The organism is Streptomyces sp. NPDC096324, assembly GCF_044763015.1.
In the GTDB taxonomy this organism is placed as follows: Bacteria; Actinomycetota; Actinomycetes; order Streptomycetales; family Streptomycetaceae; genus Streptomyces.
On record NZ_JBIWFK010000002.1, the window covers coordinates 347,635 to 367,494 of the forward strand.

Sequence of the window (19,860 nt, forward strand, 5' to 3'; positions counted from 1 at the left end):
CCCGCCGTCCCGGCCCCCGCTCCACACCCACCCCACCCTGCCGTCCGGACCCCTGTTCCACATCCGGCCCACCCCGCCGCCCTGACGCCCGCCGCCCTGACCCCCGTTCCGCATCCGGCCCCCGCCGCTCCGACGCCCGCCCCGACGCCTGCCCTTGCGCCCGCGCCTGCGGCATCCGGGTGCTCGATGACGCCACTCGGCCCGGCCACCCCGGCGTGTCCCGCGTCCGTTCCTACGTTTGCGGTATGACCATCGGATTCTCATTCCGGACCGTCGCCTCTCGCTCCGCGGTCACGCGTGCCGCCCTGGCCTGCTCCGCCGTCTGCGCGGCCGGTCTGCTGGCCGCCGCGCAGAGCCCGGCCACCGCACTCGCCGACGCGGTCCCCGGGGCGCCCCGGCCCGCCACGCCGCCCCGTTCGTCGCTCGATCAGCCGGGCACACAGGTACGGCCCCGGCCCGGCGCACCCGATGTCCCCGAGGACGTCTCAGCGCTGTCCTGGCTGGTGGCCGACGCCCGGACCGGCGACATCCTCGCCGCGCACAACGCCCACCGCAGACTGCCGCCCGCGAGCACCCTGAAGACCCTGTTCGCCCTCACCGTCCTGCCGACGCTGCCCGGCAGCACCCTGCACACCGTCAGGGAGCGGGAACTGGAGGGCATCGGCGCGGGCAGCAGCATGGTCGGCGTGGCCGAGGGAATCACGTACCGCGTCGCGGACCTGTGGCGCGGTGTCTTCCTCAACTCCGGCAACGACGCCGTGCACGTGCTCGCCTCGATGAACGGCGGCTGGACGAGCACCGCCGCCCAGATGCAGGCCAAGGCCCGTTCCCTCGGCGCGGACGACACCCGCGTCGTCTCGCCCGACGGCTACGACACACCCGGCCAGGTCTCGTCGGCGTACGACCTCGCGGTGTTCGGACGGGACGGACTGCGCAACCCCGACTTCGCCCGGTACTGCTCCACCGCCGAGGCGATGTTCCCCGGCCTGGCCGGCACCTCGTACGGGATCCAGAACACCAACCGGCTGCTCACCGGAGCGAACGGGGTCGAGCGGTACCCGGGTCTGATCGGTGTCAAGAACGGCTACACCACCAACGCGGGCAACACCCTGGTCGCCGCGGCCAAGCACGGCGGGCGCACCCTCGTCGTCACGGTGATGAACCCGCAGGCGGGCGGCGGACTGACCGTGTACGAGGAGGCGCGCTCGCTGCTCGACTGGGGCTTCGCTGCGGCCGGAGAGGTCGATCCCGTGGGGACGCTGCCCGAAGCGCCCGCCGCCCCTCCGGCCGGACCCTCCGCCCCAGCCCAGCCCGCCCCGCGACCCGGTCGCGCCGCCGGACCCGGTAGCGCCGCCGGACCCGCGGCCGCCGCCCGGCCGCAGCACAGCGCGCGGCCGACCGCCGCGGCGTCCTCTCAGGACGAGGGTCTCGACTGGTCCGGCGCGGCCGAGATCGCCGGTGCCGCCGTACTGGGCGCGGCGGGCGTCGCTCTGGGCCTGCGGCTCAAGGCGGCCCGGTCCGGGCGCGGCTGACCCACCGGCAGCCACAGCAGCAGCCCGAGCGTGATCCACGTATAGGTGTTGCTGCCGAGGAAGCCGTCGAGGCCGGACGCGTCGTCGAACCACAGCCACACCACACTGCTGCACAGCACCGCGTACAGGGCCGCCGCGACCCGCAGCCGGCGCCGTCGCAGCAGCACGGCGAAGGACGGCAGCAACCAGACGAGGTGGTGCACCCAGGTGATCGGGCTGACGAGACACGCGGCCAGCCCGGTCAGGGCGAAGGCGGTGATCCAGTCCTCGTCGGAGAGGGCGCGCGAGGTCCGCCGCACCCACACGCACAGGACCAGCAGGGCCAGCGTCGCCCACATGGCCCTGCTCGGCTCCTGCGGTGCCACGAGCCGTGCCAGCACCCCCTGGAGCGACTGGTTGGAGACATAGTCCAGGCGCCCGATGCGGGTCGTGTCCCACAGCGCGTCGGTCCAGTAGAAGCGCGAGGCGTCCGGCGCCGCCCAGGCCGCCAGCGCGGTGGCGGCCGCGGCGACGGCCGTGGCGACACCGGCGGCCCGCCAGCGGCGGCCGAGCAGCAGCAGCGCGATGAACAGCGCGGGGGTGAGCTTGATCGCGGCGGCGAGACCGATACCGACGCCGGCCCGGCGGCCCCGCCCGCTCGACAGCAGCCAGGCGTCGCTCAGGACGAGGGCGAGCAGCACCAGGTTGACCTGGCCGAAGCTGAAGGTGTCGCGGACCGGTTCGAGCAGCGCCAGCACACACGCCGTCAGAGCGCAGCCGAACCAGCCGTAGCGGCGCAGTTCGGGCCAGGCCAGGATGGCCACGACCAGGGTCAGGGCGGCGAGGTTGAGGAGCAGGGTGACGGCGATCGCCGTACCGAGCCCGACCAGCGCCATCGGCAGCATGCCGACCGCGGCGAACGGCGGGTAGGTGAATCCGTACGTCGTCCCCGGCACCCGGTAGTCGTAGATGCTGCCGCCGTGGTGGACCCAGGTGTCGACCGCCCCGTAGTAGACGCGCAGGTCGAACCAGTCGCGCAGCAGCGGCACGGTGGCCGTGAACACGCCGACGGCGACGGCCAGTCCGAGGACGAGGAGGAAGCGCCGGCGGTCGGTGCTCAGCGGCGCCGTCACACCGGCGGACCCCCGCGCGCCGACCGGCGTCCGCGCACCCGTCGGCTTCGTCGTCGTGCTCCGCGCGCTCATGGCCCTCGTCCCGATCGCCCCGCTCGCCTCCCCCGTGCCTCTCGCCCCGCCCGGGTGCGTTCCGTGTTCCGTGTCGTCCGTCATGCCGTCCGTTCCAGTCCGGGTGCCTGCGGCTGTGCCGCCTGGTGGGCCTGCCAGAGCACGACGAGCGCGAGCAGGCCGCCGGAGACGGCGAGGATCACCTGTCCGGCGTCCGCCGGCGAACCGCTCGGCAGGACCGCGAGCGCGAGCACCGCGCTGGCGGCCGCGACGCGCCCGCGCACCGAACCGGTGGGTGCCGCCGCCGCGATGAGGAACAGGCCCCACAGCGCGTACCAGGGCCGGATCGCGGGACCGAACACGGCGACCGCGGCCAGGCTCAGGCCCAGCGCGTAGACCGGGTGCGGGCGCAGCCGCAGCCATATGAACAGCAGCAGCCCCACGGTCGCCACGAGTCCGACGGCGTGCCAGGCGGGCATCGCGAACGGCGCGAGACCGCTGCCGAGCTTCTGGAGCAGGGCGCCGGTGGCGCGTCCGAGGACGCTGGTGGGTGACCAGTTGTGCGGCGAGACAGGGGTTTTGAGGGCGGCTATCCAGCCGTAGCCCGTACCGGCCACCGTCGTCGCGGCCACGGTCGTCGCCACGGCGACCACGACCGTGGTCGCCGTGGCCCGCGCGATGCCCCGGCGCCCCTGCCCGCGTCCGCGCAGCGCGATCACCGCCACCAGGCCGAGCGCGGCGGGTGCCTTGACGAGGGCGGCGAGGGTGACGAGGACGATGCCCGCGACGGGCCACCGGCCGCGCGCGGCCACCAGGCCGACGCCGAGCAGTCCGAGCATGATGGCGTCGTTGTGCGCGCCCGCCACCAGGTGCAGCAGGACCAGGGGGTTCAGCGCGCCCAGCCAGAGCGCGGCGGCCGGATCGGCGCCGCTGTGCCGGGCGAGGCGGGGCAGGGCCGCCGCCATCAGGGCGACACCGAGCAGGGCGACCACGCGCATGCCGAGGAGTCCGGCCGGTATCTCCCCGCGGGTCAGCAAGGACAGTCCGCGGGCGACGGCGAGGAAGACCGGGCCGTACGGCGTCGTCGTGCTCTGCCACACCGGCGCCACCTCGTCGGCGAGCGGCCCGCCGAGCCGCGTGGGGCCGTAGGCGTAGACGTCGATGTGGGCGTCGACCATGGCGCCCTGCGCGAGATAGCTGTAGACGTCCCGGCTGAAGAGCGGTGGCGCGAGCAGCAGCGGCGCCGCCCAGGTGGCCAGAACGAGCAGCAGGGCACGCGGAGTCGGCGGTTCGGGTCCGCGTACGACGGTGCCCAGCAGCGCCCAGGCGGCTATCAGCAGGACGACACCGAAGTACACCCCGACCAGGCCGAGTACGGCCCTCCCCGATCCGGGGGCGAGGAGATCCCGTGCGGGCAGGGCCCCGGCGGTCTCGCCGCCCAGCGCGAGAACGGCGGTACCGGCCAGGCCCAGAGCCTGGCAGCGGCGGAGATCGACGGGGAAAGCCATGGCCAACACTCCGCAAGCGTGTCAACGCCGAGTGGCCGGAAGGCGACGCTGCGCTCTCCGGACGGGGTCCGGAGTATGACCTCCCTGTGGTGGGACGGTTCTCAGAACACGGACAGGCCGGTGAGGGTCGTGAACCGGTCCAGGGCCGCCACGCCGGCCACCGAGTTGCCGCGTTCGTCGAGACCCGGGCTCCAGACGCACAGGGTGCAGCGGCCGGGCACCACGGCGATGATGCCGCCGCCCACGCCGCTCTTCCCCGGGAGCCCGACCCGGTACGCGAAGTCGCCCGCGGCGTCGTAGGTCCCGCAGGTCAGCATGATCGCGTTGACCTGCTTGGCCTGGCTCCGGGGGAGCAGCCGCCCGCCGTCGGCCCGGATGCCGTGCCGGGCCAGGAATCCGGTGGCGAGGGCGAGATCGGCGCAGGACGCGGCGATCGAGCACTGCAGGAAGTACTGGTCGAGCAGGACCGGCACCGGGTTGTCGATGTTGCCGTAGGACGCCATGAAGTGGCCGAGTGCCGCGTTGCGGTCGCCGTTCGCGGTCTCGGAGGCGGCGATGTCCCGGTCGAAGTCGAGCCCCGCGTTGCCGCTCTCGGCGCGCAGGAACTCCAGCAGGACGCCGGCCGCGTCCCCGGTACGGGTCTGGAGCCGGTCGGTGACGACGAGGGCTCCGGCGTTGATGAACGGGTTGCGCGGGATGCCGTTCTCGTACTCGAGCTGGACCAGGGAGTTGAACGGGTTGCCGGAGGGCTCCCGCCCGACGTGCTCCCACAGGGCGTCGCCCTCGCGGGCCAGGTCGAGGGCGAGGGTGAAGACCTTGGTGATGGACTGCGTGGAGAAGGGCTGCCGCCAGTCCCCCACGCCGTACACCGTGCCGTCGAGCTCCGCGACGGCCATGCCGAAGCGGCGCGGGTCGCAGGCGGCCAGCGCCGGGATGTAGTCGGCGGGCCGACCGCGTCCCGGGGTCTGCGCGATCTCGGTGGCGATGCGCTCCAGGATCGGCTGGAAGGTGTGGGAGGACGGGTACGGCGAATTCCCGGGCATGATCGCCATTGTGCCGCCCGCTCCGTCCCGCGGCCCGGCGGCCCTGCCTCCCCCTGCCTTCCTGTCCTCCTGTGTCCCCTCTGCCGCCTCCCTGCCGCCTGATCGAACCGGGTGCGCGGGAACGGCACAGGGGGCGCGGAGCCGGAATCCGGCTTCGCGCCCCCTGTGGGCGGACCGTTCGTGCCCGGAGCCGGTTCGCACCGGCGCCCGGAGCGGTGTCAGCTGTCGATGACGCCCGCGCCGAGCAGCCCGAAGAGGAGCACGCCGATGACGATGCGGTAGATCACGAAGGCGTTGAAGGAGTGCTTGGCGACGAACTTCAGCAGCCAGGCGATCGAGGCGTAGGCGACCACGAACGACACGACGGTGCCGGTGATCAGCGGAGCGGCGCCCACGCCGGTGCCCAGGGCGTCCTTCAACTCGTAAAGGCCCGCGCCGGTCAGCGCCGGGATGCCGAGGAAGAAGGAGAGCCGGGTGGCGGCGACGCGGTCCAGGTCGAGGATGAGGCCGGTCGACATGGTGGCGCCGGAGCGCGAGAAGCCGGGGAAGAGCAGGGCGAGGATCTGGGAGCTGCCGACCAGCATCGCGTCCTTGAAGGAGACGTCGTCCTCACCGCGCTTGTGACGGCCCATCTGGTCGGCCGCCCACATCACGGCACTGCCCGCGATCAACGAGCCCGCGACCACCCACAGGGAGGCCAGCGGACCCTCGATGAGCGGCTTGGCCGCGAGGCCCACGGCCACGATCGGGATCGTCGCGTAGATGACCCACCAGGCGAACTTGTAGTCGTGGTTCTGGCGCTCGTTCTTGTCGCGCAGGCCGCGTCCCCAGGCGGAGACGATCCGCACGATGTCCTTGAAGAAGTACACGAGCACGGCGGCGATCGCGCCGACCTGGATGACCGCGGAGAAGCCGACGACGGCGTCGTCGTCGACGGGGATGTTCATCAGTCCCTCGGTGATCTTGAGGTGACCTGTCGAGGAGACGGGGAGGAATTCGGTCACCCCCTCGACGACTCCGAGGACGACGGCCTGACCGACGTTGATGACGCTCATGGGATCCAGTTCTGAGGAGTTGGTCGACAGTGCTGTAGACGATGCAGGAGACAGTGTTACCTATGGCAGCGGGCGCCCGGCACCTACGTCCACAAAGCTTGGGCAAACGAGACCCCGGCGAACGCCGCGCCCAGGCCCGCCGTCACGCTCACGATCACGTTGGCGGCAGCGTAGAACGCCGCACCCGTCTCGCTCAGCCGCAGGGTCTCGTAGGAGAACGTCGAGTACGTGGTCAGCGCCCCGCACAGCCCGGTCCCGATCAGCAGGCGCAGGTGCTCCGACACCTGCCCCGCCGAGGCGGCACCGGTCAGCAGCCCGAGGATCAGGCACCCTGCCACGTTCACGACGAGGGTGCCCCAGGGGAAGACCGTATCGTGCCTGAGCTGTACCACCCGGTCGGTCAGGTAACGCAGGGGTGCGCCGACCGCGGCGCCGATGATCACCAGCAGCCAGTTCACCGCGCGGTCCCGCCTTCCCCGGACGGGTCGCCGCCGGTCGCGCCGGAGGGGCCGCCCGGTGAGCCGCCACGGCCCACGTACCGGATGACCTCGCAGGGGTCGAGGAGCACCAGGCCCTCGGTGACGAGTTCGTCGAGCCGCGGCAGGAACGCCCGGACCCGCTCCTCGGTGTCCACGACGATCACGGCCACCGGCAGGTCCTCGCTCAGCGAGAGCAGCCGCGAGGTGTGGATGAGGGAGGATGCGCCGAAACCCTCGATGCCCTTGAAGACGCTGGCGCCCGCGAGGCCCGCCGCGTGGGCGCGGTGCACGATCTCCGCGTAGAGCGGCTTGTGGTGCCAGGTGTCGTTCTCGCCGATGAGCACCGTCAGTCTCAGGGCGTCGCCGGTCAGCCTTGTCATCGCCGCCTCCATGCCAGGGCACGGCGGGTCGCCGTGGTGCCGATCCACACCGCCGCGAGCGCCGCGAACAGGGTGGCGGCGAGATACACGAGCCCGGTCCCCGGGTGACCGGTGCCGACCAGGTCGCGGATGTCGACGGCGTACGTCGAGAAGGTGGTGAAGCCGCCCAGGACTCCGGTGCCGAAGAAGGGGCGGGCGAGGCGGTGCACCGACCGTACGTCCGTGACCAGGACCATGAGCACGCCGATGACGGCGCAACCCACGACGTTGATCGTGAACGTGGTCCAGGGAAAGGTGCCGTCCGGCGTGGGCCACAGCAGGCCCGCGCCGTAGCGGGCCGAGGCGCCGATGGTGCCGCCCAGGGAGACCGCCGCGACGACCGGGCCCTGGCCGCGCCAGGGGGACGGTGGGCGCGCGGGCGCGCGTACGGGGGCGCCGGACTCGCCGACGTGCTCGGGGTGCGGGACGGTCATGGTTTCCGGTGCTCCTACTCGCCGGGCCGGGTGCGGGCACACGGCATCGCAAGCAGGGACCGTTGGCGGCATCCGCGCCGCGGTTCGGGTACGGCGGGCCCCACCGCCGTGCCGCGCTGCAAGATCGCGGCTGGTGACCAGGGTAACGCCGGGCGCGCGGGCCGCGCACACCCGGTCCGCTCCGCGAACCGCGCACGGCGGCCCCTGCGGACGGCCCGGCGGCTCAGCCGGTGGCGCCCGGAAGATCGCAGACGGCGAGGCCCCGTTCCCAGATGCTGCCGAGGATCAGCCGGCCGTCGGACTCACAGGCGCTGGTCACCATCCGGAACCGGGCGCGGCGGCTCTCCAGGTGGTGCACGACGGCGCCGTCGTCGTCGACCGCGAGGACTCCGGTGGTGCCCGGCGGCCGGAAGGGCGCCCGCACGGCGATCCGGGCCGCGGTGCGCCGGACGGCCGGGCCCCGGCGGTGCAGGAGTTCCAGGGCGCCGACGCGGGGGCCCGCCAGGGCCACCCAGATCGGGCCGTCCGGGGCGCGCCAGAGGTTGTCCGGCTGGCCGGGGAGGTCGTCGGCGAAGGTCTCGGAGTGGCCCGCTCGCGGTCCGGTGAGCCAGTAGCGGACGAGGCGGAACCTGCCGGTCTCCGCGAGGACGAGGAACGACTCGTCGGCGGAGGCGGCGAGACCGTTGGCGAACTGCAGCCCCTCCAGCAGTACTTCGGGTTCGGTCTCGCCCGGCGCTAGGCGCAGCAGACAGCCGGATCCGGTGTGTTCGACGAGATCGCCGATCCACTGCTTGAGGGGGTAACTCCGGCTGGAGACGGTGAAGTACACGGTGCCGTCCGAGAGGGCGACCACATTGCTGCAGAAGCGCAGCGGAACACCGGCGACCCGGTCGGCCAGGACGCGGACCACTCCGTCCCCGAGGCCGACCCGCAGCAGTCCGCGTTCGGCGTCGCACACCAACAGGGCGTTGTCCGGGAGGATTTCGAGGCCGAGTGGCCTGCCGCCCGTCTCGGCGACGACCCGGACCGTGGTGCCGTCGGGGTCGCCGAGGCCTTCGACGCGTACGATGCGGCCGTCCTCCAGTCCGGTCAGCACCCCGCCCCGGGAGTCGGCCACCACGTCCTCGGGGCCGCGGCCGCCGAGCGGCACCGCGCGCTTCGGCGAAAGAGCTGCGGCCGTCGTGCCGGACCCGTCTCCCACGCGCCTACCAGCCCTTCTCGAAGTAGTGGCTCACCTCGGCGATACGGTACTCGTCGCGTCGGTAGTAGGTCCGCCGCCCCCGCCTCTTGGCACGCAGGAGGCCGACTCCGGTGAGGAGGTCGAGGTGGGTGCGCGCCACGGCCCGGCTCACTCCGAGTTTGGCGGCCAGGGCCTCGGGGCTGACACCGTCCTCGACGAGGTCGGCACCGCGCTGCGGCGGAAAGTGCGCCGCGGGGGTGCGCAACCACTCCAGGATGTCCAGTCTTTGGCCGTTGCCGGCTCCCCTCAGCATCGCGGTCCCCCTCCGTCGTGGCGGTCTCCCGCCACTGTCCCGCAGCCGACGGCGGCACGCACGGTCTTCCCGCGACCCTGGCCGGAGCCGAACGCCTCACAGGACGCAAGGGGCCCGGCCGCACCGGCGGCCGGACCCCTTTCCGTTCAGCGGTGACCGAACAGGGACATGGCCGGAAGCGCCTTGTCGTCGAAGCCGAACAGGGCCTGGTTCTCCCAGCCGTTGCCGGAGGAGGGATCGGCCGGGTCCCAGCCGTTGCCGGTCACGGCCGTCCAGGTGGCCTCCCAGTAGAAGACGCCGAGGCCCCGTCCGTTCGGCACGGCCTCCACGATGCTCATGACGTCACGAAGCCAGTTGGACTGCCCGGTGGTCGTGGCCGCGTAGCCGGAGACCAGTTCGCCCGTCGTGTCGATCTGGTTGACGAGCGCGTCGTCGCTGTCCAGACGGAAGGGGTAGGCCGTCTCGGCGACGAAGACCGGCTTGCCGTAGCGGGCGGCCGCGTCGTCCAGGGTGGTCTGGAAGTCGTAGAGCGAGCCGTGCCAGTAGCCGTAGTAGGACAGGCCGATGGCGTCGAACTTCACGCCGTTGGCGAGCGCGGTGTCGAACCACCAGCGGGTGCCGGTGAGATCGCCGCCCTGGGCGAGGTGGAGGGCCACGACGGTGGCCGAGCTGACCGCCTTGGCCGCGTCGTAGCCGGAGTTGAGCAGCCCCGCGAGCTGCGCGAAGTTGTCCGTGGAGCCCTCGGACCAGAGCATGCCGCCGTTGATCTCGTTGCCGATCTGCACCATGTCGGCCGTGGTGCCCTGCGCCTTCAGGGCGTTCAGGACGTCGTACGTGTGGTTGTAGACGTCCGTCTTGAGCTGGCTGTACGAATGCCCGGACCACGCGGCCGGCTTGGTCTGCTTGCCGGGGTCCGCCCAGGTGTCCGAGTAGTGGAAGTCGACCAGGAGTTTCATGCCCTGTGCCTTGATGCGCTTGGCCATGGCGAGGACGCGGGCCTTGTTGTTGTAGCCGTCGGCCGGATTCACCCAGACCTTGAGGCGCGCGTAGTTCATCCCGGAGGACTTGAGGATGGCGAGCGCGTCGCCGGTGGTGCCGGAACCGGTCTTGTAGACACCGCCGTAGGCCTCGCTCTTGGCGAGGGAGGAGATGTCGGAGCCCTTGACGGACAGTCCGGTGGTCCCGGAGGTGAAGGTCAGGTCGTCTACGTTGATCCAGTTCCCGGCGTTGGCGTCGGAGTAGACGCTGATCGTGCACTGGCTGCCGGTCACGGAGACGGGCACGACCAGGTGGATCCACCCGCTGGTGGAGACCGGCAGGTCGGTGCGCTGTGCGGTGCCGCCGCAGTTCTTGAGGGCGAGGTAGGCGGAGTTCTGCCCGCCGCCCGAGCGCACCCACGCGGTGAGCTTGTAGCTGCCGTTGGTGAGCCCGGTGAGGGTCTGGTAGGTCTCCACCTTGTAGGCCGAGGCGGAGTAGTGGCTGAGGCGGTAGCTCCCGCCGTGGCCCCCGGCCTCGACGTAGGAGGCGCCGGTGGAGCCGGACTCCGACCAGCCGGCGGGCACGGCGGCGCCGGTCCCGTCGGCCTCGAACCCGGCATTGGTCAGGGTGCTCGCCGCGTGCGCGGTCCCCGCGGGCAGGGCGGCGAGGGCGAGCCCGGCCGCGAGCGGCAACAACAGGGCCCTGAGCGTGCGTCTGGGATGGAACATCATCGTCCGTCGTCCCTTCGACGTGGTGGGGAGAAGACGCCCCCGGTGGATCCGGGGTGATGCGGATGTGCTTCGGGGGCGAACCCCTCCGCCCGCGGCTTCCTGGCTCGCACGGGCGGAGGGGGGCGGGTGGCCGCCGAGTGCCATGACCCGGGCGGCGGTTGGAGCGAACGGCGGGCCGTTCGGCCCTGCCGGTGGGGGATCTCCGGGAGGTGCGCTGCGCGCTGCGTGACTCGGGCGCGGTGGCCGGAGCCGAGGCGGGAGGGCGCATCGGGGCGGCCTGTCGGGGCTGCCCGGCGGACGGCCGATCAGATGCCCGGGGCTGTCCGGTCGGGCAGCCGGTCGGATGGTCCGGGACCAGTCAAACCCCGTACACCGGTGACCGGTTGGATCGGCTCCAACACCTCCCGTGCAGCGGAGCCAGGTTGGACCGGCTCCGGCACTTCCCGTACAGCGGAGTCAAGTTGGACCAGGCCCGACACCTCCCGTGCAGCGGAACCCGGTTGACCCCGAGCCCAGAGAGCCCGGCCCTCGCTCCACCCACCGACCCCGGCCGGCCGGACCACTCCGGCGCTCACCCCCGAACGCCCCACGGCCAGTCACGCGTCCAGGCGTACGACCCGCACCGCGCCCGCCGGGACCGCCAGCCGGCCCGCGGCGCGTTCGCCGGTCAGCAGCTCGGTGCCGTGCGCGTCCAGCGGCACCTTGGCGTCGGACGCGGTGTGGTTGACGGCGAAGACGTAGGTGCCCGACTCGCCGCTGCGGCGCACCACTTCGACGTCGCGGGGCAGGTCGGCGCGCGGGGCGATGCGCGCGTCGTCGGCCACCCGGCCGATCAGGGCGTCGAGTCCCTCGGCCGCGAGGCGCGTGGAGACGTACCAGGCCGAGCCCGAGCCGCTCCGGTGCCGGGTGACCGCGGGATGTCCGGCGGTGAGTCCGCTCGCGTACGTCCACACCGTCTCGGCACCGCGCGGCACCACGAACTCGGTCCACACGTCGCCGGTGAGCTCGAAGCCGTCGGGCCCGGTGATCCGGACGAGTTCCCCCTGGAGCAGCGGGGAGAACTCCTCGACGGTCAGGCCGAGCACCTCCCGCAGAGCGCCGGGGTGGGGGCCCTCATGGACGGCGTCGTGCTCGTCGACGATGCCGGAGAAGTAGGAGACGAGGAGGGTACCGCCGCGCTCGACGTACTCCCTGAGGTTGTTCCCCGCCGCCTCGGTCATCAGATAGAGGGCGGGCACGACGACAAGGGGATACGCCGACAAGTCGGCTTCCGGGTGGGCGAAGTCGACGGTGAGGTGACGGTCGTAGAGGGCCTCGTAGAAGGCGTCGGCGCGCTCGCGGGCGTCGTGGTCCTCGCTCGGGCGCCACTGCAGGCTCTGCGCCCACCAGGACTGCCAGTCCCACAGCACGGCCACGTCGGCGACCGTGCATGTGCCCTTGACGGAGGCCAACGAGTCGACGGACGCGCCGAGTTCGACGACCTCGCGCCACACCCGTGAGTCGGTGCCGGCGTGCGGCAGCATCGAGGAGTGGAACTTCTCCGCGCCGCTGCGGGACTGCCGCCACTGGAAGAACAGGGCACCCTCGGAGCCGCGGGCCACGTGGGAGAGGGAGTTGCGGGCCATCTGGCCGGGCGCCTTGGCGGGGTTGCGGGGCTGCCAGTTGACGCCCGAGGTGGAGTGTTCGAGGAGCAGCCAGGGGGCGCCGCCCGCGACGGAGCGGGTGAGGTCTGCGGCCATCGCGAGGTTCACATGGGTGCGGCGCCCGTCGGTCATCAGATAGTGGTCGTTGGTGACCAGGTCGACCTCGCGGCCCCATGCCCAGTAGTCGACCGAGTCGCACTGACTGAGGGCCGTCATGAAGTTGGTGGTGACGGGGATGCCCGGCGCGAGGCGGTGGAGGATGTCCCGTTCGGCGACGAAGTTCTCGCGCATGGTCGCGTCGGCGAACCGCTTGTAGTCCAGCGCCTGCGCCGGATTGCCGACGGTCGGGGTCACGCGCGGCGGGTCGATCTGGTCGAAGGCGGTGTACCGCTGGCCCCAGAAGGCCGTACCCCAGGCCTCGTTGAGCTCGTCGACCGTCCCGTAGGTGCCGGCCAGCCACCGGCGGAAGTGTGCGGCGCAGGAGTCGCAGTAGCAGGCGGAGACGGGGACGCCGTACTCGTTGTGGACGTGCCACAGGGCGAGGGCGGGGTGGTCGGCGTACCGGGTCGCGAGCCGGGTGGTGATATCGGCGGCGGCGGCGCGGTAGTGGGCGTCGCTGTGGCAGATGGCGCCGCGTGAACCGAAGGCGTAGCGGGTGCCGTCGGCGGCCACGGGCAGCGCTTCGGGGTGTTCGCGATAGAACCACGCGGGCGGTGCGACGGTCGGGGTGCCCAGGTCCGCGCGTATGCCGTTCTCGTGGAGCAGGTCGAGCACGCGGTCGAGCCAGCCGAACTCGTAGGTGCCCCGGGCCGGTTCGAGGAGGGCCCAGGAGAAGATCCCGACGCTCACCATCGTGACGCCCGCTTCCCGCATCAGCCGGACATCCTCGGGCCAGACGCTTTCCGGCCACTGCTCGGGGTTGTAGTCCCCACCGAAGGCGAGCCCGGTGAGGCCCTTGGGGTTGGTCTCCGGCATGGATCTCTCCCATGTAATCGATCATTTGGGAACGTGCACACACAACGCCAGCGGCGTGAGTCCAACATAACCGCACAGCAACAACCATTGACAAGTGTCCGGGATGTTTCTCTACTGTGAACGCTCACAGAAGCACGGCAAGTGAGCCGAAGGGGCGCTCAGGTGTCGGCGGACGACCACGCGAAGGCTCGAAGAGCCCCGCGCACGCTCGTGGTCCCGATGCCGCCGGCGCACCCCGGAGAGCGAACCGCGCAAGCACAGGGCAGGCCTTCCGCAACAGGCGGAGGCCCAGGTCAGGGGAGAACGTTCCATGCCCAACACGAAGCACAGCCGCCTCGTGGCCAGCACCATCGCCGTCGTCCTCGGCGCCACCTCGCTCGTCGCCTGCGGCTCGTCCGACGACGACAAGAGCGAATCCCAGTCCGGTCCCGCGACACTGACGTTCTGGACCTGGGCGCCGGGCATGGACAAGGTCGTCGACCTCTGGAACAAGGGGCCGGGCAAGAAGCAGCAGATCACCGTCGAGGTGAAGAAGCAGGCCTCGGGCGACTCGCTCATCACCAAGATCCTCACCGCGCACAAGGCGAAGAAGGCACCGGACCTGGTCCAGGCCGAGTACCAGGCGCTGCCGACCCTGGTCAGCAACGACGCGCTCGCCGACATAGCCGCCGAGTCGAAGGAGGCGAAGACCAAGTTCGCCGACGGCGTCTGGCAGCAGACGACGCTGGGGACGGACGCGGTCTACGCGATCCCGCAGGACATCGGCCCGATGATGTTCTATTACCGCGCCGACCTGTTCAAGAAGTACGGCCTGACCGTCCCCACCACCTGGGAGCAGTTCGCCGAGACCGCCCGCGCGCTGAAGAAGAAGGCGCCGGACAAGGCCCTGACCACCTTCTCCGCCAACGACTCCGGCCTCTTCGCCGGACTGGCGCAGCAGGCGGGCGCCAAGTGGTGGACCACCTCAGGCGACAAGTGGCAGGTCGGGATCGACGACGCGGCCACCCAGAAGGTCGCCGACTTCTGGGGCGGTCTCGTCAAGGAGGGCGCGATCGACAACCAGCCGATGTACCAGCCGGCCTGGAACAAGGCGCTGAACACCGGCAAGGAGATCGCCTGGGTCAGCGCGGTGTGGGCGCCCGGCACCCTGACCACGGCGGCCCCGCAGACCAAGGGCAAGTGGGCGATGGCCCCGCTGCCGCAGTGGTCGGCGGGCGAGAACGTCACCGGGAGCTGGGGCGGCTCCTCGACGGCCGTCACCACCGACTCCCCGCACAAGGCGGCCGCCGCGAAGTTCGCCGCCTGGCTGAACACCGACCCGCAGGCGGTGGCCGCGCTGGCGAAGGAGAGCGGCATCTACCCGGCGTCCACGAGCGCGCAGACCAGTGACGCGTTCGCACAGCCGCCGGCCTTCTTCTCCAACCAGCCGGACTTCTACACCAAGGCCTCGGAGATCGCGAAGACCACCGCGCCGTCCGCGTGGGGCCCGAACGTGAACGTCGCCTACACATCCTTCAACGACGCCTTCGGCGCCGCCGCGAAGAACAGGTCGGACTTCGGTGCGGCGCTGAGGACCATGCAGGACGCGACCGTCGCCGACCTGAAGAAGCAGGGCTTCGGGGTCGCTCAGTGACCGACGCACGCCGGAAGCCGTACGGGGTCAAGGGGGCCCCGTACGTTTTCCTCCTCCCCGCGACGATCCTCTTCGTCCTCTTCTTCGCACTGCCCATCGGCTACGCGATCTGGCTGAGCCTGCACAAGGTCCAGGTCAAGGGCCTCGGTCTGGGCGCCGGAGCCCGCAACGAAGTCTGGGCGGGCATCGGGAACTACACCGACGCGCTCACCGACAGCGAACTCGTCGACGGCGCGCTGCGCGTGGCCGGATACGGCGCCATCGTGGTGCCGGTGATGCTCGGCCTCGCGCTGCTCTTCGCGCTCATGCTCGACGCCGAGAAGGTGCGGCTCGCCCCCTTCACCCGGCTCGCGATCTTCCTGCCGTACGCCATCCCCGGCGTCGTGGCCGCCCTGCTGTGGGGCTTCCTGTACCTCCCGGACGTCAGTCCCTTCTACTTCGTCCTCGGCAAGCTGGGCCTGCCCCAGCCCGACCTGCTGGACGGCGGCCCGCTGTACCTCGCGCTGTCCAACATCGCGGTCTGGGGCGGCACCGGCTTCAACATGATCGTCATCTACACCTCGCTCCAGGCCATCCCGGCCGAGGTGCTCGAAGCGGCGAGGCTGGACGGCGCCACCCCGCTGCAGACCGCCCTGCGGATCAAGATCCCGATGGTGGCGCCCTCCCTGGTGCTCACCTTCTTCTTCTCGATCATCGCCACCCTCCAGGTCTTCAGCGAGCCGACCACCCTCAAACCCCTCACCAACTCCGTCTCCACGACCTGGAGTCCGCTCATGAAGGTCTACCGGGACGCATTCAACACCGGTGACATCTACGCCGCCGCGGCCGAGGCAGTGATCATCGCCGCGGTCACGCTGGTCCTGTCCTTCGGCTTCCTGCGCGCCGCGAACTCCCGTACCAAGCAGGAGGAAGCCCGATGAGTTCTCTCGCCCTCCGCAAGGCCGCGCCGGCCGCGGGCACGACGCCCGGCACCGCCCAGGGACCGCCCCCGCTCGGCCGGATCGCCCTGGTCCCGACCCTCACCCTGCTGCTCGGCGCGCTCTACTGTCTGCTGCCCGTCGCCTGGGTGGTGATCGCGGCCACGAAGTCGGGCCGCGAACTGTTCTCGACGTTCACCTTCCTGCCCGGCACCGGGTTCACCCAGAACATCAAGGACCTCGGCGCCTACCGCGACGGCATCTACTGGAAGTGGATGGGCAACTCCGCGCTCTACGCCGGTCTGGGCGCCCTGCTGTCGACGGCCGTCTCCGCGGTCAGCGGCTACGCCCTGGCCGTCTACCGCTTCCGGGGCCGCGAGACCATCTTCAACGTGCTCATGGCGGGCGTGCTGATGCCGCCGGTGATCCTCGCGATCCCGCAGTACCTGCTGCTCGCCAATGCGGACCTGACGGATTCGTACGCCTCCGTGCTGCTGCCGCTCGTCCTGTCCCCGTACGGCGTCTACCTCGCCCGCATCTACGCGGCCGCGGCCGTCCCCGACGACGTGGTCGAGGCCGGCCGGATGGACGGCGCCGGCGAGTGGCGGATCTTCACCCGGGTCGCGCTGCCGATGATGGTGCCCGGCCTGGTGACGGTGTTCCTGTTCCAGTTCGTCGCCGTGTGGAACAACTTCCTGCTCCCCTACATCATGCTCAGCGACGACGAGAAGTTCCCGATCACCCTCGGCCTGTTCACGCTTCTGGAACAGGGCTCCAACACCCCGGCCCTGTACACCCTGGTCATCACCGGCGCCCTGCTCGCGATCGTCCCGCTGGTCGCGCTGTTCCTGGTCATCCAACGCTTCTGGAGCCTCGACCTGCTGTCCGGAGCCGTAAAGTCATGACCATGAGCAACACGGGGGGCCGGCGCAGGCCGCCGACGATCCATGACGTCGCGCGTGAGGCGGGTGTCTCGCGGGGTACCGTCTCGCGCGTGCTCAACGGTGGGCACTACGTCAGCCCCTCGGCGGCGGAGGCGGTCAACGCCGCCATCCGCAGGACGGGCTATGTCGTGAACCGGCACGCCCGTTCGCTGATCACCGGACGGTCCGACTCGGTCGGCTTCCTGCTGACCGAGCCCCAGGAGCGGTTCTTCGAGGACCCGAACTTCAACGTCCTGCTGCGCGGCTGCACCCAGGCACTCGCCGCGCACGACGTCCCCCTCCTGCTGATGCTCGCCGGCACCCAGGACGAGCGGCGGCGCATCACGCGCTACATCACGGCCGGCCATGTCGACGGAGTTCTGCTGGTCTCCAGCCACTCCGGCGATCCGGTCGCCGAGGAACTGCGCGAGGCGGGCGTGCCGCTCGTCGCGTGCGGCAAGCCCATCGGGCTCGGTTCCAAGGTGAGTTATGTGGCCGCCGACGACCGCGACGGCGCCCGGGACATGGTCGCTCACCTGCTCTCCCTCGGGCGGCGCCGGATCGGCATGGTCACGGGACCGCTGGACACCCCCGGCGGTGTCGAGCGTCTCGCGGGGTACCGGGAAGTGCTCGCCGAGGCGGGCGTCGAGGCCGACGATCGTCTCATCGCCTCCGGGGACTACAGCCGCGCCAGTGGTGAGGCGGGGGCCGAACTGCTCCTCGACCGCGCCCCGGACATGGACGCCGTGTTCGTCGCCTCGGACCTGATGGCCCAGGGCGTGCTGGCCGCGCTGCGCAAGGCGGGCCGCCGGGTTCCGGAGGACGTCGCGGTCGGTGGCTTCGACGACTCCCCCGCCGCCACGGCCGCCGCCACGGCCCTGACCACCATCCGCCAGCCCTGGGACCGCATCAGCTCCGAGATGGTCCGGGTGCTGCTCGCCCAGATCGGCGGCGAGGATCCGGCGGCGGTCATCCTGCCGACGGAACTGGTGCGCCGCGAATCCACCTGAGGAGCCTGCCGGGGGACGCCGGTACAGGGGGGAAACTCTCCCGCGTACCGGTCAGGATTCGAGAAGCCGTACCCGGCTCCCCCGGCTTAGCGTGAAAGTGCCGCCGGAACGCCGACGGCACGACAGCCGGCCGACACGGCCGCACGCACCGCACAGGAGTCGAGATGACCGCCGGAGTCAAGACCATCATCTACCCCGTCAAGGACATCGCGAAGGCCAAGGCCCTGTTCACCCGACTGCTCGGGGTGGAGCCCTATGTGGACGAGCCGTACTACGTCGGTTTCAAGGACGCGGGCCAGGATGTCGGACTCGACCCGAACGGTCACGCCAAGGGCCTGACCGGCCCGGTCCCCTTCTGGCACGTCGACGACATCAAGGCGACCCTGGCGGCCTTGATCGAGGCGGGCGCCGAGACGCTCCAGGAGCTCCAGGACGTCGGCAACGGCAGGCAGGTCGCGTCCGTGAAGGACGCGGAGGGCAACATGTACGGGCTCATCGAGGACCCGACCAACTGAATGCGGGCGCACTAATTGCATCCTCAACTAGTGGCCGGATCTCTGTTACCGTTCAATTATGGCAACGCAGACGCCCAGTGCCCGCCTTGAGGACCAGTGGCGGGACATCCTGTCGGTGCACGCGCGCACGATGTGCGAGATCGACCGCGTGCTGCATCCGCACGGCCTGGGAGCCAGTGACTTCGAGGTCCTGGACATCCTCGTCGCGGAGACGGTCGCGGAGCCCGGCGAGCACTGCCGGGTGCAGAACATCGCGGACCGCGTCCATCTGAGCCAGAGCGCGCTGTCCCGGCTCATCGGCCGGCTGGAGAAGGACGGCCTGGTGGAACGCACCGTCTGCCAGGAGGACCGCCGCGGAGTGTGGGTCGCGCTCACCCCGAAGGGCCGCGCTCTGCACGCCGAGGTGCTCCCCCTGCAGCGGTCGGTGCTCGCCCGCATGCTGCGAGGCTGAGCGGTCCGCCCTCATGAGAGGGCACGGCTAGAGCACGAGTTCCGCTCCGTCCGGCAGGACCTCCGCGCCGGCCCCGGTCACCGACGCGCAGGCGTCCGTGGCCGGGTCGAGCAGCGGGTTCGCGCTGTCGAAGTGGGTGAAGACGACGCGCGGGCCGGGGTGCCGGGCCAGCTCCGCCAGGCTGCCGTCGGCGCCGGAGACCGGAAGATGCCACGCCGCGGCGGTCCGCCCGCGGGGCGCCCGTACGGCGGTGTCCGTCCCGCCGGCCTCGTAGAGGGTGCCGTCGAGCAGGACGCAGGTCGCGCCGTCGAGCAGTTCGTCAAGGGCCGGCGTCCACCGGCCGAGGCACGGTGCGTAGACGAGTACACCCCCGCTGGCCAGGTCCTCGATCCGGTACGCCGTCACCCAGCGGTCGTCGTCGGCGGCCCCGGGGATGTGGCCGGGGGGCCGGGAACCGAGCGCGTGGGCGCTGACGACCAGGCCCCCGGCCAGGACGAATCCGCCCTCGGTGAAGCTGTCCGCCCAGGCCCACGCGGCCGGGCGGTCGAGGAGGGGACGCAGCGGGGAGAGCGCGGCGAGGACGGGAGGCGAGGCGTAGACCTTCAGCCCCGGGGCACCGTGCAGCCCGGCCAGCCCGGTCGCGTGAGCGGCCTCGGCGTCCGTCAGCAGGACGCCTCGCACGGGCGTGCCCCCGGGTCCGGGTGCGAGCGCGGGGGTGGCGTTGAGCTGCGTACGGATGTCGGGTGAGGCGTTGAGCAGCCACCAGTCGCGGGAGTTGCCGCTGACGGCGACGCCTTCCTGGGTGCGCGCGGGCAGTTTTCCGTCGCGGGCGGCCGAGCATGGCGCGCAGGCGCAGTTCCACCGAGGGAAGCCGCCGGCGGCGGCCGTACCCAGCAGGACGACTCTCAAGGGAACCCCACTCCTCCGCGGCGGCTTTCCAGGGATCTTCCCCTTTCGG

19 protein-coding genes are annotated in these 19,860 nt (G+C 71.5%); 7 read left to right on the forward strand and 12 right to left on the reverse strand.

Features of this window, described 5'->3' with window-relative positions:
- Positions 1–245: 245 nt before the first annotated feature.
- Positions 246–1,532 (forward strand): D-alanyl-D-alanine carboxypeptidase family protein, encoded by a 1,287-nt coding sequence (locus ACIQ7M_RS05040; protein WP_403639816.1) that lies wholly within the window; start codon positions 246–248, stop codon positions 1,530–1,532.
- On the opposite strand, the gene ACIQ7M_RS05045 is transcribed toward ACIQ7M_RS05040, so the two are convergent.
- The 11 genes from ACIQ7M_RS05045 to ACIQ7M_RS05095 all read right to left on the reverse strand — a co-directional run bounded on the left by ACIQ7M_RS05045 (position 1,415) and on the right by ACIQ7M_RS05095 (position 13,453).
- Positions 1,415–2,716, reverse strand: a complete 1,302-nt coding sequence (locus ACIQ7M_RS05045; RefSeq protein WP_403639819.1) for a glycosyltransferase 87 family protein — start codon at positions 2,714–2,716, stop codon at positions 1,415–1,417. The genes ACIQ7M_RS05040 and ACIQ7M_RS05045 overlap by 118 nt on opposite strands.
- 80 nt (positions 2,717–2,796) lie before the next feature.
- Positions 2,797–4,203, reverse strand: a complete 1,407-nt coding sequence (gene mptB, locus ACIQ7M_RS05050; protein ID WP_403639822.1) for a polyprenol phosphomannose-dependent alpha 1,6 mannosyltransferase MptB — start codon at positions 4,201–4,203, stop codon at positions 2,797–2,799.
- A gap of 101 nt (positions 4,204–4,304) precedes the next feature.
- Positions 4,305–5,246: a glutaminase gene (locus ACIQ7M_RS05055; RefSeq protein WP_386975806.1), complete on the reverse strand. Its 942-nt coding sequence runs from the start codon at positions 5,244–5,246 to the stop codon at positions 4,305–4,307.
- A gap of 218 nt (positions 5,247–5,464) precedes the next feature.
- Positions 5,465–6,301 (reverse strand): undecaprenyl-diphosphate phosphatase, encoded by an 837-nt coding sequence (locus tag ACIQ7M_RS05060; RefSeq protein ID WP_355770143.1) that lies wholly within the window; start codon positions 6,299–6,301, stop codon positions 5,465–5,467.
- An 83-nt stretch (positions 6,302–6,384) separates the two neighbouring features.
- Entirely contained in the window at positions 6,385–6,759 is a 375-nt protein-coding gene (gene crcB, locus ACIQ7M_RS05065; protein ID WP_355770146.1) for a fluoride efflux transporter CrcB, read from the reverse strand.
- Positions 6,756–7,160 carry a DUF190 domain-containing protein gene (locus ACIQ7M_RS05070; protein WP_403639827.1) on the reverse strand — a complete coding sequence of 135 codons (405 nt, stop codon included), beginning with the start codon at positions 7,158–7,160 and terminating at the stop codon, positions 6,756–6,758. The genes crcB (ACIQ7M_RS05065) and ACIQ7M_RS05070 overlap by 4 nt, the downstream gene beginning before the upstream one ends.
- Entirely contained in the window at positions 7,157–7,633 is a 477-nt protein-coding gene (gene crcB, locus ACIQ7M_RS05075) for a fluoride efflux transporter CrcB (RefSeq protein WP_403639830.1), read from the reverse strand. The genes ACIQ7M_RS05070 and crcB (ACIQ7M_RS05075) overlap by 4 nt, the downstream gene beginning before the upstream one ends.
- Positions 7,634–7,856: 223 nt before the next feature.
- Positions 7,857–8,834 carry an SMP-30/gluconolactonase/LRE family protein gene (locus ACIQ7M_RS05080; protein WP_403639833.1) on the reverse strand — a complete coding sequence of 326 codons (978 nt, stop codon included), beginning with the start codon at positions 8,832–8,834 and terminating at the stop codon, positions 7,857–7,859.
- A gap of 4 nt (positions 8,835–8,838) precedes the next feature.
- Positions 8,839–9,126 carry an ArsR family transcriptional regulator gene (locus tag ACIQ7M_RS05085; RefSeq protein WP_403639836.1) on the reverse strand — a complete coding sequence of 96 codons (288 nt, stop codon included), beginning with the start codon at positions 9,124–9,126 and terminating at the stop codon, positions 8,839–8,841.
- 146 nt (positions 9,127–9,272) lie between these two features.
- A complete protein-coding gene (locus ACIQ7M_RS05090) occupies positions 9,273–10,832 on the reverse strand; it encodes a glycosyl hydrolase 53 family protein (protein ID WP_403640899.1) in 1,560 nt (519 codons plus the stop codon).
- A 599-nt stretch (positions 10,833–11,431) separates the two neighbouring features.
- Positions 11,432–13,453, reverse strand: coding sequence for a beta-galactosidase (locus ACIQ7M_RS05095; protein ID WP_403639839.1), 2,022 nt, complete (start codon positions 13,451–13,453; stop codon positions 11,432–11,434).
- Between the two features lie 310 nt (positions 13,454–13,763).
- Here ACIQ7M_RS05095 and ACIQ7M_RS05100 point away from each other — a divergent pair, with 310 nt between their 5' ends.
- The 6 genes from ACIQ7M_RS05100 to ACIQ7M_RS05125 all read left to right on the forward strand — a co-directional run bounded on the left by ACIQ7M_RS05100 (position 13,764) and on the right by ACIQ7M_RS05125 (position 18,902).
- A complete protein-coding gene (locus tag ACIQ7M_RS05100) occupies positions 13,764–15,086 on the forward strand; it encodes an ABC transporter substrate-binding protein (RefSeq protein WP_403639842.1) in 1,323 nt (440 codons plus the stop codon).
- Positions 15,083–16,006 carry a carbohydrate ABC transporter permease gene (locus ACIQ7M_RS05105; RefSeq protein WP_403639845.1) on the forward strand — a complete coding sequence of 308 codons (924 nt, stop codon included), beginning with the start codon at positions 15,083–15,085 and terminating at the stop codon, positions 16,004–16,006. The genes ACIQ7M_RS05100 and ACIQ7M_RS05105 overlap by 4 nt, the downstream gene beginning before the upstream one ends.
- Positions 16,003–16,908 carry a carbohydrate ABC transporter permease gene (locus ACIQ7M_RS05110; protein WP_403639848.1) on the forward strand — a complete coding sequence of 302 codons (906 nt, stop codon included), beginning with the start codon at positions 16,003–16,005 and terminating at the stop codon, positions 16,906–16,908. The genes ACIQ7M_RS05105 and ACIQ7M_RS05110 overlap by 4 nt, the downstream gene beginning before the upstream one ends.
- Positions 16,905–17,936 carry a LacI family DNA-binding transcriptional regulator gene (locus ACIQ7M_RS05115; protein ID WP_403639851.1) on the forward strand — a complete coding sequence of 344 codons (1,032 nt, stop codon included), beginning with the start codon at positions 16,905–16,907 and terminating at the stop codon, positions 17,934–17,936. The genes ACIQ7M_RS05110 and ACIQ7M_RS05115 overlap by 4 nt, the downstream gene beginning before the upstream one ends.
- A gap of 164 nt (positions 17,937–18,100) precedes the next feature.
- Complete coding sequence (locus ACIQ7M_RS05120) at positions 18,101–18,451, forward strand: VOC family protein (RefSeq protein ID WP_355772925.1); 351 nt, start codon at positions 18,101–18,103, stop codon at positions 18,449–18,451.
- 58 nt (positions 18,452–18,509) lie between these two features.
- Entirely contained in the window at positions 18,510–18,902 is a 393-nt protein-coding gene (locus ACIQ7M_RS05125) for a MarR family transcriptional regulator (RefSeq protein ID WP_355772927.1), read from the forward strand.
- A 27-nt stretch (positions 18,903–18,929) separates the two neighbouring features.
- Here the strand turns inward: ACIQ7M_RS05125 and pqqB are convergent, their stop codons facing one another.
- A complete protein-coding gene (pqqB, locus tag ACIQ7M_RS05130; RefSeq protein WP_403639855.1) occupies positions 18,930–19,811 on the reverse strand; it encodes a pyrroloquinoline quinone biosynthesis protein PqqB in 882 nt (293 codons plus the stop codon).
- Between the last annotated feature and the right edge of the window lie 49 nt (positions 19,812–19,860).

Bases quoted from the DNA above. Each gene is read 5' to 3' on its own strand.
- ACIQ7M_RS05055 (WP_386975806.1), bottom strand. From the start codon at position 5,246: ATGCCCGGGAATTCGCCGTACCCGTCCTCCCACACCTTCCAGCCGATC.
- ACIQ7M_RS05115 (WP_403639851.1), top strand. From the start codon at position 16,905: ATGACCATGAGCAACACGGGGGGCCGGCGCAGGCCGCCGACGATCCAT.
- ACIQ7M_RS05060 (WP_355770143.1), bottom strand. From the start codon at position 6,301: ATGAGCGTCATCAACGTCGGTCAGGCCGTCGTCCTCGGAGTCGTCGAG.
- ACIQ7M_RS05120 (WP_355772925.1), top strand. From the start codon at position 18,101: ATGACCGCCGGAGTCAAGACCATCATCTACCCCGTCAAGGACATCGCG.
- ACIQ7M_RS05040 (WP_403639816.1), top strand. From the start codon at position 246: ATGACCATCGGATTCTCATTCCGGACCGTCGCCTCTCGCTCCGCGGTC.
- ACIQ7M_RS05095 (WP_403639839.1), bottom strand. From the start codon at position 13,453: ATGCCGGAGACCAACCCCAAGGGCCTCACCGGGCTCGCCTTCGGTGGG.
- ACIQ7M_RS05090 (WP_403640899.1), bottom strand. From the start codon at position 10,832: ATGTTCCATCCCAGACGCACGCTCAGGGCCCTGTTGTTGCCGCTCGCG.
- ACIQ7M_RS05085 (WP_403639836.1), bottom strand. From the start codon at position 9,126: ATGCTGAGGGGAGCCGGCAACGGCCAAAGACTGGACATCCTGGAGTGG.
- ACIQ7M_RS05045 (WP_403639819.1), bottom strand. From the start codon at position 2,716: ATGAGCGCGCGGAGCACGACGACGAAGCCGACGGGTGCGCGGACGCCG.
- ACIQ7M_RS05070 (WP_403639827.1), bottom strand. From the start codon at position 7,160: ATGACAAGGCTGACCGGCGACGCCCTGAGACTGACGGTGCTCATCGGC.
- ACIQ7M_RS05100 (WP_403639842.1), top strand. From the start codon at position 13,764: ATGCCCAACACGAAGCACAGCCGCCTCGTGGCCAGCACCATCGCCGTC.
- crcB (WP_403639830.1), bottom strand. From the start codon at position 7,633: ATGACCGTCCCGCACCCCGAGCACGTCGGCGAGTCCGGCGCCCCCGTA.
- ACIQ7M_RS05125 (WP_355772927.1), top strand. From the start codon at position 18,510: ATGGCAACGCAGACGCCCAGTGCCCGCCTTGAGGACCAGTGGCGGGAC.
- mptB (WP_403639822.1), bottom strand. From the start codon at position 4,203: ATGGCTTTCCCCGTCGATCTCCGCCGCTGCCAGGCTCTGGGCCTGGCC.
- ACIQ7M_RS05110 (WP_403639848.1), top strand. From the start codon at position 16,003: ATGAGTTCTCTCGCCCTCCGCAAGGCCGCGCCGGCCGCGGGCACGACG.